At 64.5% G+C, this 16,169-nt stretch carries 11 protein-coding genes; 8 read left to right on the top strand and 3 right to left on the bottom strand.

What is annotated here, in order from left to right; genetic code table 11:
• Positions 1-10 precede the first annotated feature (10 nt).
• From IRI77_RS24090 to IRI77_RS24080, 3 genes are read left to right on the top strand one after another with little or no spacing between them, the layout of a single operon-like run.
• Positions 11-3,175, top strand: a complete 3,165-nt coding sequence (locus tag IRI77_RS24090; RefSeq protein ID WP_194447553.1) for an efflux RND transporter permease subunit — start codon at positions 11-13, stop codon at positions 3,173-3,175.
• Positions 3,175-4,608, top strand: coding sequence for an efflux transporter outer membrane subunit (locus IRI77_RS24085; protein ID WP_194447552.1), 1,434 nt, complete (start codon positions 3,175-3,177; stop codon positions 4,606-4,608). The genes IRI77_RS24090 and IRI77_RS24085 overlap by 1 nt, the downstream gene beginning before the upstream one ends.
• A 15-nt stretch (positions 4,609-4,623) precedes the next feature.
• The gene (locus IRI77_RS24080; RefSeq protein WP_194447551.1) at positions 4,624-5,511 is read left to right on the top strand and encodes a bestrophin family protein; all 888 of its coding nucleotides are present in this window, start codon (positions 4,624-4,626) and stop codon (positions 5,509-5,511) included.
• 11 nt (positions 5,512-5,522) lie between these two features.
• On the opposite strand, the gene IRI77_RS24075 is transcribed toward IRI77_RS24080, so the two are convergent.
• The gene (locus tag IRI77_RS24075; protein ID WP_194447550.1) at positions 5,523-6,089 is read right to left on the bottom strand and encodes an ECF-type sigma factor; all 567 of its coding nucleotides are present in this window, start codon (positions 6,087-6,089) and stop codon (positions 5,523-5,525) included.
• 116 nt (positions 6,090-6,205) lie between these two features.
• On the opposite strand from IRI77_RS24075, the gene IRI77_RS24070 reads away from it, so the two are divergent.
• The 3 genes from IRI77_RS24070 to IRI77_RS24060 all read left to right on the top strand — a co-directional run bounded on the left by IRI77_RS24070 (position 6,206) and on the right by IRI77_RS24060 (position 9,821).
• Positions 6,206-8,329 carry a beta-1,3-glucanase family protein gene (locus IRI77_RS24070; RefSeq protein ID WP_194447549.1) on the top strand — a complete coding sequence of 708 codons (2,124 nt, stop codon included), beginning with the start codon at positions 6,206-6,208 and terminating at the stop codon, positions 8,327-8,329.
• 90 nt (positions 8,330-8,419) lie between these two features.
• Positions 8,420-8,968 (top strand): hypothetical protein, encoded by a 549-nt coding sequence (locus tag IRI77_RS24065; RefSeq protein WP_194447548.1) that lies wholly within the window; start codon positions 8,420-8,422, stop codon positions 8,966-8,968.
• A gap of 340 nt (positions 8,969-9,308) precedes the next feature.
• Positions 9,309-9,821 (top strand): hypothetical protein, encoded by a 513-nt coding sequence (locus IRI77_RS24060; protein WP_194447547.1) that lies wholly within the window; start codon positions 9,309-9,311, stop codon positions 9,819-9,821.
• On the opposite strand, the gene IRI77_RS24055 is transcribed toward IRI77_RS24060, so the two are convergent.
• Complete coding sequence (locus IRI77_RS24055) at positions 9,809-10,288, bottom strand: hypothetical protein (protein WP_194447546.1); 480 nt, start codon at positions 10,286-10,288, stop codon at positions 9,809-9,811. The two genes, IRI77_RS24060 and IRI77_RS24055, sit on opposite strands and share 13 nt — an antisense overlap.
• A gap of 334 nt (positions 10,289-10,622) precedes the next feature.
• Positions 10,623-10,970, bottom strand: coding sequence for a hypothetical protein (locus IRI77_RS24050; RefSeq protein WP_194447545.1), 348 nt, complete (start codon positions 10,968-10,970; stop codon positions 10,623-10,625).
• 494 nt (positions 10,971-11,464) lie between these two features.
• Here IRI77_RS24050 and IRI77_RS24045 point away from each other — a divergent pair, with 494 nt between their 5' ends.
• Positions 11,465-13,228: a winged helix-turn-helix domain-containing protein gene (locus tag IRI77_RS24045; RefSeq protein WP_194447544.1), complete on the top strand. Its 1,764-nt coding sequence runs from the start codon at positions 11,465-11,467 to the stop codon at positions 13,226-13,228.
• Positions 13,229-13,308: 80 nt separating this feature from the next.
• Positions 13,309-16,113: a hypothetical protein gene (locus IRI77_RS24040; RefSeq protein WP_194447543.1), complete on the top strand. Its 2,805-nt coding sequence runs from the start codon at positions 13,309-13,311 to the stop codon at positions 16,111-16,113.
• Positions 16,114-16,169: the final 56 nt, after the last annotated feature.

The following is a 16,169-nucleotide window of genomic DNA, read 5'->3' as shown; positions in this document are numbered from 1 at the left end:
GAGAACGGCCATGTACAAATACTTCATCGACCATCCTGTCGTCGCCTGCGTCCTGGCGATCTTCTTCGTAATCCTCGGCACGCTGGCGGCGGTCACCCTGCCCGTGGCGCAGTTTCCCGATATTGCCCCGCCGGAGATCCTGGTGAAGGCCAACTACAACGGCGCGGACGCGCTCACGATGGAGCAGTCGGTCGCCACGCCCATTGAGCAACAGATGAGCGGCGTCGACGGCATGGCGTACATGTATTCAGTGAACGCCAGCAACGGCACGATGCAGCTAACGGTCAACTTCGACGTGGGCAGCAGCCCGAACACAGACCAGATTCTGGCGCAGATGAGGCAGGCGCAGGCGGCCTCGCAACTGCCGATGGACGTCAACACGCTGGGCGTGACCGTGCAGAAGGCGACCTCGGCGCCGATGATGCTGATCAACCTGTACTCTCCAGACGGCCGCTATGATGCCGCCTTCCTGGCCAACTACGGAGTGATCCAACTGAACGACCAGCTGATGCGGACGCCCGGCGTAGGCAACCTCTCGGTGTTCGGCGCGGGCCTGTACGCCATGCGCCTGTGGGTGAAGCCCGACCAACTGGCCAAGATGGGCATCACGATCCCCGAGATCGTCAATTCCGTCCAGACGCAGAACACGGTCAACCCGGCGGGCCAGGTTGGCGGTGAGCCGGTACCCAAGGGGCAGGAGTTCACCTACACCGTCCGCACGGACGGACGGCTGACGACGCCGGAGGAGTTCGGCGAGATTGCCGTGCGCATCAATGAGGACGGCTCAGTGGTGCGAGTGAAAGACGTGGCGCGGGTGGAGCTGGGCGCGCAGACCTACAGCATCATCGGAAGGACGGACGGCAAGCCCTCGGCGGTGGTGGCGGTCTACCAGGCGCCGGGGTCGAACGCCCTGCAGACGGCGAAGGGCGTGCGCCAACTGATGGAGGAGGCGAAGAAGTCGTTTCCGCCGGGTCTCGAGTACACGATCGCCCTGGACTCCACCAAGCCGGTCACGGACGGCATGCGCGAAATTATCGAGACGCTGGTGGAAGCCCTGATCCTGGTCATCCTCGTGGTCTACCTGTTCCTGCAGAGCTGGCGCGCGACGCTGATCCCGCTGCTGGCCGTGCCGGTCTCGCTGGTGGGCGTCTTTCTGTTCTTCCCGCTGCTGGGCTTCTCCATCAACACCCTGTCGCTCTTCGGCCTGGTGCTGGCAATCGGACTTGTGGTCGACGACGCCATCGTCGTGGTGGAGGCGGTGGAACACCACATCGCCCAGGGCCTGGACCCGAAGGCAGCCACGCTGGAGGCGATGCGTGAAGTGGCCGGACCGGTGATGGGTATCGCCATCGTGCTGGCCGCGGTCTTCATTCCCACCGCATTCATCCCGGGGATCACCGGGCGGCTTTATCAGCAGTTCGCCGTCACCATCGCCGTGTCGGTGGTCATTTCGGCGTTCAATGCACTAACGCTTAGCCCCGCGCTGTCGGCCCTGCTCCTCAGGCCGCGCGCGGAGCAGCGCGGACCGATGGGGCGGTTTTTCCTGCGATTCAACCGCTCCTTCGACGCGCTCACCGGCCGTTATGTCCGCGGCTGCAGCCTGCTGCTGCGCAAGGCGGCGGCCACGTGCCTGATCCTGGCCGGCTTCACGGTCATCGGCCTGTGGATGGGCAGGAAAGTGCCCTCCGGCTTCCTGCCGGAAGAGGATCAGGGCTATCTGTTCGTCGGCCTGCAACTGCCCGACGCGGCGTCGCTGCAGCGCACGCAGGAAGCCTCGGGGAGGATTGAGCGGATCCTCCAGACGACGCCCGGGGTGGAGCACGTCACCAGCGTTATCGGCTACAACATGCTGAGCAAGGTGAGCAACTCCTACAGCTCGTTCTTCTACGTCAGCCTGAAGGACTGGAAGGACCGGGTGAAGCCGGAGGAGCAGTTCGGCGCCATCAAGGGACATATCAACCGGTCGCTGGCCGCGCTGCCCGAAGGCGTCGCGTTCTCTTTCGCTCCACCGGCCATCCCCGGCGTGGGCAGTTCCGGCGGGTTCACCTTCGTGCTGGAAGACCGCGCCGGCAAGGACGTCAAATTCCTGGCCGCGAACGTCGCGAAGTTCATGCAGGCTGCGCGCAAGCGGCCGGAGCTCAGCGGACTCTTCACCACCTTCCTGCCCGCCGTCCCCCAGCTCTCGCTGAAGGTGGACCGGGACCGGGTGCTGCGGCAGGGCGTCAATCTGAACGACGTCTACCGGACGGTGCAGACGTTCATGGGCGGCACGTTCGTGAACTACTTCAACCGGTTCGGCCGCCAGTGGCCGGTTTATGTACAGGCTGAGGGCGAGTACCGGACCAAGCCGGAAGATGTCGGCCAGTTCTATGTCCGAGGCTCATCGGGCTCGATGGCGCCGTTATCGGCGCTGACCACCATCGGACCGGCCACGGGCCCCGAGTTCACGATGCGCTACAACCTCTACCGGGGCGCGCAGATCAACGGCAGTGCCGCCGAAGGCTACAGCTCGGCCCAGGCGACGAAGGCGCTGGAAGAGGTCTTCGCCGAGACGATGCCGAGCGGGATGGGCTACGACTACCTCGGCATGTCGTACCAGGAGAAGAAGTCGGAGCAGGGTGTCCCGCCGGCGCTGGTCTTCGGGCTATCGCTGCTGTTCGTCTTCCTGATCCTGGCGGCACTGTATAACAGTTGGAGTCTGCCGTTCAGCGTCCTGCTGAGCACGCCCATCGCGGTCTTCGGCGCCTACGCGGCCCTGATGCTGCGCCGCTTCACCAGCCTGTCGTTCGAGAACGACGTCTACGCGCAGATCGGGCTGGTGATGCTGATCGGGCTGGCCGCGAAGAATGCGATCCTCATCGTCGAGTTTGCCAAGGAGGGCGTGGACAAAGGAATGTCCGCGGCCGACGCAGCCATCTCGGCGGCCCGCCTGCGGCTGCGCCCGATTCTCATGACGTCGTTCGCCTTTGTCCTTGGCTGCGTACCGCTGTGGACCGCCGACGGCGCCGGCGCGGTCTCGCGGCGCATTCTCGGCACGGTGGTCATCGGGGGCATGCTGGCCGTCACATTGATTGCGATATTCCTGGTGCCCGCGCTGTTCTACCTGGTGGAACGGCTCGGCGCAGGCCACCGCGCCGCACTTCCACTGCGTACCGCGGAAGAAGGAGAAGCCTGATGCGCCTCGCCGCGCTGTTCCCATTGATCCTCGCCCTTTCCGGCTGTGTCGTGGGGCCGAACTACCACCGGCCCCGTGTCCAGACGCCCGCGCAGTTCCGCGGCGCCGAAACGTTCGCACCGCAGGCGGAGCCGCTGGCGGACCTGCCCTGGTGGGGCGTGTACGCGGATCCGGTTCTACAGGACCTGGTGCGCACGGCCCTGGCCAACAACTACGACTTGCTCACCGCCACACGGCGGGTGGAACAGGCGCGCGCCATGGCCGCGGAGGCCCGCGCTGCCTTCTATCCGGCCGTGGGCTACGAATCGGCCCTCAGCACGGGCCGCAACGAGTTCGCCGGCAACCCCACGGTGAATGGCGGAGCGGTGCGTGGCGCGTTTGCGGCCGTGGGCCGTGTGAGTTGGGAGGCAGACATGTGGGGGCGCATCCGGCGTTCCAACGAAGCCGCCCTCGCCGCCTACCTGCAGACGGAAGAAGCACGCCGCGGCGTGCGGCTGCTGGTGGCCAGTGAGACGGCGCAGGCCTATTTCGAACTGCTCGGGCTCGATCTCCAACTGCAGATCGCCAGGCGGACTACCGAGTCGTTCGACGCGACGGTGAGCCTGTTCCAGCGGCGCCTGGAGGGGGGCGCCGCCTCCCGTCTCGATACTTCCCGAGCTGCGGCTGCGCGCGCGGCCGCCGCCGCCACCATTCCCGAACTGGAGCGGCAGATCCTGCTGAAGGAGAACCAGATCAGCGTCGTGCTGGGCCGCAACCCGGGCCCGATCGAACGCCACGGCTCACTGCTGGAGCGCCAGCCGCCGCCGGCCATCCCGGCCGGATTGCCGTCGGACCTGTTGGAGCGCCGGCCGGATGTGCGGTCGGCCGAACAACTGGTGCGCCAGACGAACGCGCAGGTGGGCGTGGCCCAGGCGGCCTACTTTCCCCGCATTGGACTGACGGCGCTGGTGGGCGCGTTGAGCACCCCGCTGTCCGACATCGTCGATGGCCGGACGCCCGCCTTCAGCTTCGCCTCGAACCTGGCCGGCCCGCTGTATCAGGGAGGCGCCCTCAAGGCGCGCAAACGCGAGGCCGTAGCGGCCTGGGAGCAGGCCCGCCTCGGCTATCAGCAGACAGCCCTGGGCGCCTTCCGGGATGTCGCGGACGCCCTCGCCTCGCATGAGAAGTTCGAGCAGATCCGCGCGCAGCAACTGGCCACGGTGGCGGCCTACCGGGAGTCCGTCGATGTCGTGCTGAAGCGCTATGCCTCGGGCCGGTCGAGCTACTTCGAAGTGCTGGAGGCCCAGCAGCAGCTGTTTCCGGCTGAGAACGCCGAGGCAGTGACAGAGATCAACCGCCGCGTGGTGATCGTCCAGCTTTACAAGGCGCTGGGCGGCGGCTGGAAGCTCAACGACGAGGAGTGGGCGAATCCGCCTGCTGGCAGTGAACGCTAGGGCGGAGAGTCTCCGATGCTAGTTCAGAACCGGCTTGACTGGAGCCAGGTGCTATGGCAGATCCGCAAGCCCCTGGCCTTCGATATTGGATTCGCGCTGCTGATCAGCATGGCGCAGGAGTTGCACTGGTTCCTGATTCCGGCGGCGCCCGCCACCACCGTGAGCCTGATTGGCGCAGGCCTGGGGATGATCCTCGGCTTCCGCACCAACTCCGCCTACCAGCGCTGGTGGGAGGCGCGGATCCTATGGGGTGAACTGGTGAACTCCTCGCGCACACTCGCCCGCCAGGTGCTGGCCTACACGCCGGAGCGCCGCGTGGCCGAGCGCGTAATCTTCAGCCAGATCGCATTTGTGCACGCGCTGCGGCGCCACCTGCGCGGCGAGGATCCTTCAATAGAGCTGCCTGGACGCCTGGCGCCGGAGGAGATCCCGCCGGTGACGGCCCAGAGCAACATACCCTCCGCGCTGCTGCAGGTCATGCAGCGCCGCATCACCGCCGCGGCGGACGCGGGGTCTCTCACTGAGCTCCGCCTGACCCTGCTCGACCAGACGCTGCGAGCCCTGACCAGCACGCTGGGCGGCTGCGAGCGGATCAAGAATACGCCTCTGCCTCGGCAGTATGACTACTTCCCGGAGATCTTCATCTATCTCTACTGCCTGATTGTGCCGTTGAGCATCGTGCAGGATGTCGGCCTGATGACCCCGGTGTTCACCGGCGTCGTCACGTTCATATTCCTATCGCTGAACCGGATCGGCAAGAACCTGGAGGATCCGTTCGACAGCACTGCTTACGGCACCCCGATGCTGGCCATCTCACGGACGATCGAGATCAACCTGCTGGAACAACTCGGGGAGGCGCGGATACCCGCCGCGGTGGAGGCAACGGATGGGGTGCTTTCCTGAGGGACCGGGGTCTACTCATCGACCGGCCAGGCATCCCGCAGCCAGTGCCGGGCGAACTGCCAGTGGCGGTGGATCGTCACGGTGGAGCAGCCTAGCTCCAGCGCGATCTCTTCCGACGTCTTGCCCTCAAAGACCTTCATTTCGACGACGGTCCGCAGTACGGGCCGGATGTTCCCGAGCTGAACCAACATGCGTTCCACTTCGAGGAGGCTGTCGTCCTCGGTGATTTGCATGTCGTCCCAGACGGGCACTTTTTTCGCCTTGGCGGACAGCGGCCTGGAGTGATGGATGAGCAACCGCTTCATGATCTGGCCCGCCAGCGACAGGAAGGCGGCGCGGTCGTCCTGGCGATCGAATTCGGACGGCTGAAGGGACTTGATTTTCATGAGCTGGAGGTACAGCTCATTCACCAGGAGGGTCGGCTGCCAGCTATGATCCTTGCGTTCCCCCCGCAGCTTGGCCGCGGCCAGGCGTTTCAGTTCGGGGTAGAAGATCTCCGTCAGGCGCTCCGCCGCACGGCCATCGCCTTTCCGAAGGGCCTCCATCAACTGGGTGATGTTGTCGGTGCTGGTGCTCAATGCTTTTTGTGAGTATAGCAATTGGCCCGCGGCGGCCGAGCCAGCCCGGTTTTCGCAACATTGATCATCTGGCACCTGGAACTGGCCACTGTCCTTTCTGACAGATGTTTCCAACATTGCGCACCTCCAACAAGCTGGCCGCTCTGATTGTCCTTCCGTTCCTGGGTGTTCTCCAGGCGGATACTGTGGCGCCGGTCCTATTGAAATTCGCCAATCTGCGGCCTGACGCCTCGACTCTCCCGGCCTATGTCTCCTTTGGCGGCGGCGGCGTGCTGACGGCGGTCAATCTCGCCGATCACACACCGCTGGCCAAGGGAGTCGCCTACCGCCTTACCGATCTCAGCGCGGGTGTGGCGCTGAGCCATTTCAACTCAGGCCGCATCTACTTCTCGCTGGGGTCCCCGCTCACCACAGCGAACAGCAGTAATGGCTATAGCCCGAACTTTGCCAACCCCAGCCTGCCCGACTTCTCCACGCGGTGGGACAAAGTTGAGATAGACCTCGACTCCGCCGAGACCGGCCTGGCGGGAGGCGCCAATCTCTCGGCACAGGACTTTTTCGGCATCCCTTTGCAGATCGACTCAGACGGAGGGCGCTTTGCGCCGGCCCACCTGACGTGGCGCGAAACCACGGCCAATGCATTCACCGCCCTGGGCGCCCTCACGAGCTACGCGGTGAGCAGCCGGCAGAATGCGACCGGCGCCATCGGCCTGGGTGAGTATGGCGTCACGATCCCCCAGGTGAGCGGCGGGTCCATCGTGCGCATCATCAGCCCCGCCAGCGTCGCACCGACCAGTGCTTCCGGCGCGACGGTCTACAAGAGCCTGGCCAGCTATGTCACCTACCTGAAGACCGGCAGCCGGACGAATCCCGGCCAGCCGGTCCAGACGGAAATCAGAGGCCACAACGGCCAGATCAGCAAGGGCGGCCCCTTCCAGAGCTACAACCTGACGGCCAGTCTCTACAACACACCCACCACCATTGCCGGCACAGCCATCGCCGCCGGCGATCTGGTGATGCAGGGCACTGTGAATAGTGGCTCAGGAGATTTGCCGCTGGTGATCCGGGTGCCTGCCGTCAACCTGACGGACCATGCCATCTACGGGGCCAATCCCGACTGGACTTTGCTGGCGGGGACCAACGCCAACAGTATCGTCGAGAAGGTGACCGCTGACTATTTCGCCGCTCTCGACCTCGGACTGGCGGGGAGCACCATCGACAACCCCGCGCAGCCCGGCACCGCGATTGGCGACTCGCCCTCCTGGACCTGGTACGGCAACCGCCCTGACGGGACCGACCAGCCCCGGCTCCTCATCACCGACGCGTTCTCGTCCGCCGAGCCGTCGCACGATGATCGCTACATGCAATACGCGGCCTACCTCACCAGCATCAGCGACGCTTACGGCTTCGCCTACAACGACCGCCTCCAGTCGCCCCTGGCCTCCTTCACGGACGGCGCCACCGTGACCTTGTCCATCCTGCCCGATACCCAGGCGCCCCAGGCCAGCGGGCCGGCGGAGATCACCGCACATAGCGTCGCCACCCGGGAGATAGCTTCTCCGGCTGTCCCTGGCAGCGTGATTGCGATCCATGGCGGCGTGCCGGTCAGCGCGCAGTTTCGAGCGCCCGGTGTGCAGGTTCCCTTACCCTACAGCCTGGGTGGGCTGACCGCCCGGTGGAACGGCTCGGTCGCGGCGCCGATTCTCCTGGTGCGTCCCGACGAAGCGCTGATCCAGATTCCCTGGGAGCTCCAGGGCCAGGCCAGCGCCGGGCTTCAACTGGTGGGCCGAACCCAGGCCACCGAAGTGGAGACAGTTTCGCTGGCGCATGCCGCCCCTGAACTCTTCGCCCTGAACGGTCACGGCTCGGGGCAGGGGCTCATCTATAGCCGGGACTCCCAACTGGCGGACGCGAGCAATCCGGCGTGGCCCGGATCGGAGGTAGTCCTCTACTGCACGGGCCTGGGGGCGGTGAACCATCAGCCGCGCACCGGAGAGCCGGCTCCCTCGTCGCCGCGCGCCGGCACGCTGTCGAGGCCGCGAGTATGGGTGCATGGCGTGGAGGCCGTGGTGCTGGACTCCGGGCTCACTCCGGGCGAAGTGGGCCGTTACGAGATCAGTTTCCTGGTCCCCGAAGGCGTCAGCAGCGGCCGGGCCGTGCCGGTGGCCGTCGAAGCCGATGGCGTGATGTCCAACACGGTAACCCTGGCCATCACCGGCCGGCGGCGCGGATCGAGATGATGATCATTTTCCGCGCCCCATGCGCCCCTTAGTGAGTGCGGCCGCGAAGAGAGCCTTCCGGCTACCAGATCAACAAGCAAGGAGAACGATATGAAGTCGATGATGATGACCGCACTGGCGGCACTGGTGATGGTGCCGGCCCTCTGTTCCGCGCGGACGGATGTGCGCGCTGTCTATGGAACCGTGGACGAGATTGCGGTGGAACGCGAGACCGCGGTGGTGAAGGCGGCCGACGGCACGCTGTATACGGTGGAGGTAACGAAGACCAGCGAGGTGCTGGGGTTCGAACCTGAGCGCCAGGGTGTGGTCAAGGGCGCACTGCACGGTGTGACCAAGGGCTCAGATGTGGTGGTGTACTACACCGTTGCCGGCACGCGCCAAAGCGCGCTGAAGATCCAGAAGGTCGGCGACAAGGGATTGAAGGCGACCGAAGGGACGGTGCAGGCGATCGACGAAGGCGCGCGGACCGTGGCAGTGAAGGCGAAGGACGGCTCAGTGAAGACGTACAAGCTGAGTGAGCACGCCACCAAGACCGCCGCCAAGGACACGGCGCACGGAGTTGCCGCCGGCGCCCACGTCGTGGTCTATTCCAGCGAGGCCAGCGGGCACGCGATCGCGCACTTCGTCCGTGTCCTCTAGCCCGTCCGGGAGTGCAGGGGAACCACCGCGAAGCGTTCGACAAAGAGGACTGAGACCTTCGGTGTCGGCCCTGGCGGGGGAGACGCCGCCGAAGGTCCGCGTGCTGCGGCCTGGCGCAGGGGGAGGGAACCGATGGAGCTGGCGTGGGGCAGGCTGGTTCCGCAGGCGCCCCCGGCGGCAGTCCGGAGACGGAAAGTGGGTTTGTTCCCTCAAATTCCGCGGTGGGTTCCGGCGCGGCGGACGGCGGTTCCGGAGCAGATGGGTTTGTTCCCTCAAAATTCGCAGTGGGTTGGGTGGCTTCGGACCCGGCCTGCTCGCAGGAGGCCAGGAGTCGGACGAGGTGGTCCAGTCCGGCCGAGGTGGCCAGGATGGCGGCTTCGACACGGCGGAGGCGCATCTGGATCCAGCCGGCGTAGCGATTGAGGGCCTGAATGTAACCGTGCTGACGGAGGACCCATTCGCGCGCGGCGTCCTCGTTGCCGCGGCCGTATTCGAGACCGGCGTTGAAGAGGGCGCGTTCGCGGCTATCGTGGAGGGCGAGGTGGCCCTGGAGCATGTGCCATTCGAAGCTGAGGGCATGAATGGATGGATCGGCCAGGTGTTGAGTGCGGGCTTCGGCGATGGCCCGGAAGTGGGCTTCGATGCGGGGCGGCATGCGGTGGCCGGCGCTGTGGACTCCGGTGCGGCGGGCATTTTCGGCGACTTTGGCTTTGCCCTTTGCAGTGCGCGGGCCGGTGGATTTTTGGGCGTTGGCCCGGTTGGCGGCAAGGCGCTTTTCCGAGATTTGGGCAAGGGGCATGACGTGGTCCTTTCGTCGATACTTGGGGTTGGAGTGCGCGCTCAGTTGGGGTAGAGGCGCTGGACGAGACGCAGTTCGGCGGCGAGGACGCGATGGCGGCGCCAGTAGCGTTCCTCGAGTTTGAGGGCTTCCATGAGGGATTTGCGTTGGGCGGGGTCCATGGTCTGGAAAGCCTGGTAGGCGTGGACGCCGACGCTGGCTTTGGGGACGAGCTCATTGGTGTGGTCCCATTGGCGCTGGATCTGAAAGTTCAGGGCAGTGGTTTCGAAGGAGGCGTAGCGTTCGGCGCGCCAGATGCAGTCGGCCATGCGGTCGGCGAGGATGTGCTGGTAGACGTTGGCGGGTTTGTACTGTTCGTGGACGGCGGCACGTACTTTTTTGTAGAAGCCCTTGCGTTCGCAGAAGGTGATGGCTCCGGTGGCGTTGGGGCCGGTGAGGATGCCGTCTTCTTCGACCTCAGTGTGGCGGGTGAGGAGGTCGATGTCGGGGAAGGCGCAGTCGATTGGTTCGGTGGTGTACATGGAAAATGTCCTCTATACCCATTCTTAGGGGGCGTGGACCAAGGATTGAGGAGAGGGATGTCTGTAATTGATTGATTGCAGGGGAGAAGAAATTTTTGATTGTTCTGTGATGAAGGAGGCTTAACGTGGGGGAATGGGGGAGAAGTCTGCGGGGGTGGCGGGGTGATCGTCCGGGCTCAGCGCCCGCGTCCCGGGCTGCCGCTCTCCGAGGCGCTCCTCATGGCAGGATTCCGGCCGGTCCCCGGGCCTCCTGGAAGCTTTCACAGGGTAGGCGCCGCAACCCTCGCAGTTTCCGCGGCCGGCGGTTGAATGAGCCGGAGCGGCACGTGGCAGGCTACTGAGACGCGCAGGAGCCCTCACAGACGCGGGCGAGCACCTGGATCTTCACAGCGTCTCCCGTTTCGATCACTCGAACGTGGGGCGCTTTCAAGGTGAATACGGGCGTGCGAACCACGGCGCGGCGATAGGTGCCATCGGGCTGGGCGGCGCCTTCGACCGACCACGCCTTGTCGCGGGCACCTGACGTGTCGACTGCACGGACATAATAGAGCTGGTCAGACAGGGAAGGCCCCGAGAGGCCGCTCACTTCGACATCGTCGAACGAGAGTGTGCCGGCCCCTTCCGGCCAAAGTGTGATGAGGCCGAGTTGATACACTTTCGCCGGCCTGGCGATGCCATCCATTCACAGGCCGGCTCACCTTCTTGAAATCGATGACGTACACCCGCCCGGAACGTGATTGAATGAGCCGGCGATCCGGGGCTGGGGCGAGTAATAGGGAGAGAATCAGCGCCGGGTGGAGAAGCACGTCCGTTTTTTATCAGACTGAAAACTCCGATTCAATGCGTGATTGCCCGGCCCAGGCGATCGTCCGGACGGAAAGCGGGCCGATTCAGGCCATGGCTGTGAGCAGCCTGCGGCAGAAGGCGCGCGGCTGGCGGGACTTCCGTCACCGATTGTCGGGGGTCCCGGGCGGCGATCTACGGCCGGAGGCGGGGCGCTAGACGGACAGGCGGGGCTACGGCCGGTTGGCGCTTTCGTCCAGGGAAGCTGGTCCTGTGATGCGTTTGGCGTTTCGGGTTCCTTGGATATTCCTTCCGGGTGATGAGTTGTAGCGCTGCCCGCGCCCCTATTCCTATGGGGTCGCAAACACCCATCATCCAGGAGGGAACCAGCGCATGAACTCAAGCGATTTGCGAAGGGCCGACGGTGGCGCGCCGGCCGGGAATCTCTTCCGCTTCGGCGTGTTCGACGTCGACCTGGAGAAGCAGGAGTTGCGCCGCAAGGGCGTGCCGATCAAGCTGCAGCAGCAGCCGTTCGAGATCCTCAAGCTGTTGCTCGTGCACCGGGGGCGATTTGTATCCAGGCAGGAGATCCAACGGACGCTTTGGCCGGACGACTACTTCGTTGACTTCGAAGGCAGCATCAATACGGCGGTAATGAAGCTCCGCCAGGCCCTGCGGGAGAATGCGGCTTCGCCTACCTACATCGAGACAGTCGCCCGCAAAGGGTACCGGCTGATGGCGCCGATCCTCGAGGAGGCCTCAGCGAAGGACGTCCCCGGCATTGCCGTTCTTCCCCTGCGGGACCTCTCCGGCAACACCGAGACACAGTACTTCGCCGACGGCCTGACGGACATGCTGATTACGGAACTGGCCCAGCAGTCGGGCCTGCGGGTGATCTCGCACCTGACCATGCTGCACTACCGGGAATCGTCACTCAGCCTCCGGCAGATCGCGCAGGAGTTGGAGGTACAGTCCATCGTGGAGGGCTCCATTCTCCGCTCTGGTGACCGCATCCGAATCTCCGTCCGGCTGCTGGACGCGCAAGCGGACCGGCATCTCTGGGCGCAAACCTACGATCGCGACTTGCGTGACATTCTGTTCCTGCAAAGAGAAGTGGCGCAGGCGATCGTGACCTCTACCTCTCGAGCCTTGCGGACCGAGCATGCACCGGAGCCGGTTCGGATCAGTCCCACGGCGTATGAGGCTTATCTCAAAGCAAACTATCTGTTGTCCGTGCGCGCCCCAAAATCATTGATGAGAGCCATCGATTGGTTTCTGGCCGCGATTGCCGAGGCTCCGTCGTGGGCCGCGCCCTTTGCCGGCCTGGCGGAGACCTACCGGCGGCTGGACTTCTTCGAACACATCCCCTCTCAGGATGCGGCCAAGCTGGCAACCAGCTACGCGGTGCAGGCGCTGGCTCTCGATCCCGCGCAGGCGCAGGCCCACGCCACGATGGGGGCCATCCTCGCGCTGCACGACTGGAACTGGAAAGAGGGGGAGGAACGGCTCAAGGCCGCGCTGGACTACAATCCTCAATCGGCTCACGCCGAGCATTTGTACGCCATGGTGCTGCTGGCCGAAGGCCGGCACCAGGAGGCGCTGCAGCATGTCGACCGGGCGCTGGCAATCGAGCCATCGTCGCTCTTCCTGCGCAGTGAGCGCGCGCAGATTCTTTTGTTCGCCAACCGTTCCGCCGAATCGCTCAGGGAAAGCGAAGACCTGCTGGAGGGCAACTCCGAATTCGCCCTGGGCCTGTTGGTCTATGCCGCGGCATTGCTCGCCGTGGAGAGGTACGCCGATGCACTGGCGGCGCTGGAGCGCGCTTATGCGGCGACGCCGCTTCCCATCGCCCTGACGGGCATGATCCACGCCTACTCCGGCTTGGGGCGTTCCAGCGAAGCCCGCGACTGCTTCCGCCGTCTGGCGCAACTGCAAAGCTCGGCGCACGTGCGGCCCGTGACCATGGCCTTGGGCTATCTTGGCCTGGGGGAGCGAGATCAGGCGCTCCAATGGCTGGAGAAGGCGGCCGAGTTGCACGATGTGAATCTGCCGCTGCATTCCCAGTTGCCGCCCTTCGATACACTCCGCGCGGAGCCCGCGTTTGCCCGGATCCACCGGCAGATGAACCTGCCGCGCGAATTCACCGCCCACCCCTGATAATTTCCCGCCTGCTGTTGTCCCCCACTTATTCAGTGGGGAGGCGCTGGACGCCGCCCTAAGACAAGGAACAAATCTCCATGCAGATGATATCCGGGGCCTGCTCCCGCCGCCTGACCGCCTTGCTGGCGCTGGCTTCGGTGGGTTACGCAGCGTCCACCACCACACCCAGTGCCCAGCGGGCACCGTTGCTCACTGTCACCAGCCCCCAGGCGGGCGCCCAGCTGAACGGCCAAAGCCTGCTGGCAGAGATACAGATCCAACCGGAGGCGATCCGGAACACCCTCGCCGCCGTCCTCAACGGCAAGGACATCACTGGCCAATTCGCGGTCAAGGCTCCGTGCCGGGGGGCGGTTTGCACCGAAACGGCGTTGCTGACCCAGGCGGACGGGCTGATCAAGGGACAGAACGTCCTCCGCCTGCGCATCAAGGGCTGGGGCGCCAACACAACCCGCGCCCGCGTTGTGTTTGCCTGGACTCCGGGAAACCCCACCGGCGTCAATGACGGCGACGTCACCGAATTGCCCCAGCCGAACTACAACTTCACGACGCTGACGCCCGGCGGCTATCGAAGCACCGGCGAGCCGTGGTTCCAGATCTCCAGCAACGGTCTGCATGGAGTCACGCGGACCTATCCGGCTCAACCGCCAATGTGCGGAGGACGGGGTTACACGTACACGCTCGTCCAGATCGATCGGAACAACCTGAACGAAGTCGCCACGACCTGTCTCAACACCCCGGATGTCGACGCCGCGCTCAAAGCGGTTCCTTCCACCCAGTTTGCTGTGTTCGGCACGAACTCCACCTACAATGCGGACTGGCAGAATCTGAACACGCTGCCGATTGGGGGCACCGATTTTCGCGGCAATGCGCCGTCAGCGGAAGTGCCTTACGGGTACATGGTGCTGGGCATCGGAAAGGCCCCCTATGGCGTGGCCATGGAGTCCTACAACACCGGCTACGAGGTAAACGAGACCTCCCTGACACAGATTCAGGGCGCACTCACCCGGAACGGCCACAGCCTCTTCGACTACCACCCCGTTGACTACATCACCTATTCGATCGACGGCCCGAACAAGCGGGCCACCTTCGATGGCCAGAGGTTCACGGTGCCGTCCGCCGTGCCCACCACCGGTTTCTGGGTTTTCCCCTTCACACGCAACACGTTCGCGCCGCTGGCCGGAACCCAGGGCGTGGTCTATGACGCCACGAAAGCCGCGGATCTCACCGCCATGAACACCCTGCTGAGCAACCTCACCTGGCGGCAAATGGCGGTTGTCATCGGGTGGGGCAAGCAGCCAGGACTCAGCTTGCCGCAGAGTCTCAACCCGTTGGTGACCACCCTGGCTTCGATGGGTGTCCCGTATACCACCATTCAGCAGATGACCACTGACCAATCGGCGATGGCCGCCCTGGTGACTCCGGATCCGACGGTTGCCATTGCGCTGCCCAACCGGCGCGTGCCGTTCTCGATGACGCCCAGCGAAAACGGCCAGACCGGACAGTTGGTGGGCTCCCTGGGCCGGGACAAATACTACCTGTACCGCTCGATGTACACCGCGCAAGCCGACCTGTCCTCGTCGTCGCCGATCGACGCGAGCTTCCTGAAGACAATCTGGCTCCCGAACTCCACCTGGCCGATGATGCACAGCACGAGCCGCGTGAACGCCTACAAGTACCTCAGCAACCGGATTCTGCACGTGGTCTGGCCGGACAAATTGCCCGCCGGTCCCACTGACGACATCCGCTACATTTACACCTCTGCCGGCGCCAGCCTGCTGACCAAAGTCAATCCGGACGCCGACCCGGCCTTCACGTACCCGGTTGGGGGCACTTACACCAATCCGGACACCGGCGAGAGCTATGTGTTCACGGAGTCCGACCTGTCGGGCGTCGCCAAGCAGTTGCGCGCCGAGTTCACGGCCCTCGCCCAGGTTCTCCCCTTCCTGGGTACCAGCACCACCGGCGCCAATCTGCTGGGGCGGCTGATTGAAAACGACAACGCCTGGATGCCGGCCTGGGTGACCAGCAATACGATCATTCTCAATCAGTCGCCCTGGGTGAACCAAAGCGGGCCCATCGGCTTCAGCTTCGACGATCTTGTGTACCAGTCCTCAGCGCTGACTCCCAATCAAGCGGCGATGGGCAACCCGCTGTTCGCCCCGATTGAGGGGATGTTGGGCGAGTTGGTGATCGCGGTGGGTTCCACCGGCGCCATGGATGTGAACAACAGCGGGGTGCCGACGGCAGGCTACGCGGCCAATACCACGATCAAAGACTTCGTCTTCAATTACGTCACGTGGGTCGGCAACGCCGATCGCGCCTATGACCAGATCATGGACCTCGCCGTGTCCGACTGGAACCGGCTGCAAATCCTCAGCCAGGCGATCAAGTCGAAATGGTTCCTCGACGACTACACCGTTCTGGATCACAGCCCAACGCTCCAGTTGGGAGCCAACCGGTTCTTCTACACGACGTTCATGCGCACCTACTACTCGCATGACGCTTACTGGTTCACCAGCACGACGGATCCCCTGAAAGTCGGATCGATGAAGGAAGAGTGCAGCTTCGGTTCATGCACGCCGCAGTGCCGGGGCGTCTACACGGATTCGCCGTCGCCGAACTCCTCAACGGCGTTTTCGAGCTTCCCGCCCAATGGCAAGTACGACCTGTTCCAGATCGCAACACCGATCAAGGACAACGAGTCGAAGCTCATGACCGTCCAGACTCCGGGCGCCGATCTGGGATTGATGCTCTTCGGAACCGAGCAGGCCAACGGCCAGTTCGCCATGCCGAAAGACGTCTGGTTCACGATGGGCGCCCTGCCCGTCCGATCGGGCGCGGACTCTCCACAGTACGGCTACGGCGGGTGCGTCCTGCCGTAACACAACCGGTTCCAGTCGACAGCGCGGGGCTCTTCGGAGCCCCGTTTTTTTGTTGG

Origin of the sequence: Paludibaculum fermentans, assembly GCF_015277775.1 — a bacterium.
GTDB classification, from domain to species: Bacteria; Acidobacteriota; Terriglobia; order Bryobacterales; family Bryobacteraceae; genus Paludibaculum; species Paludibaculum fermentans.
The sequence above is the reverse complement of the archived record's forward strand: the minus strand, read 5'-3'. Positions and strand labels throughout refer to the sequence as shown.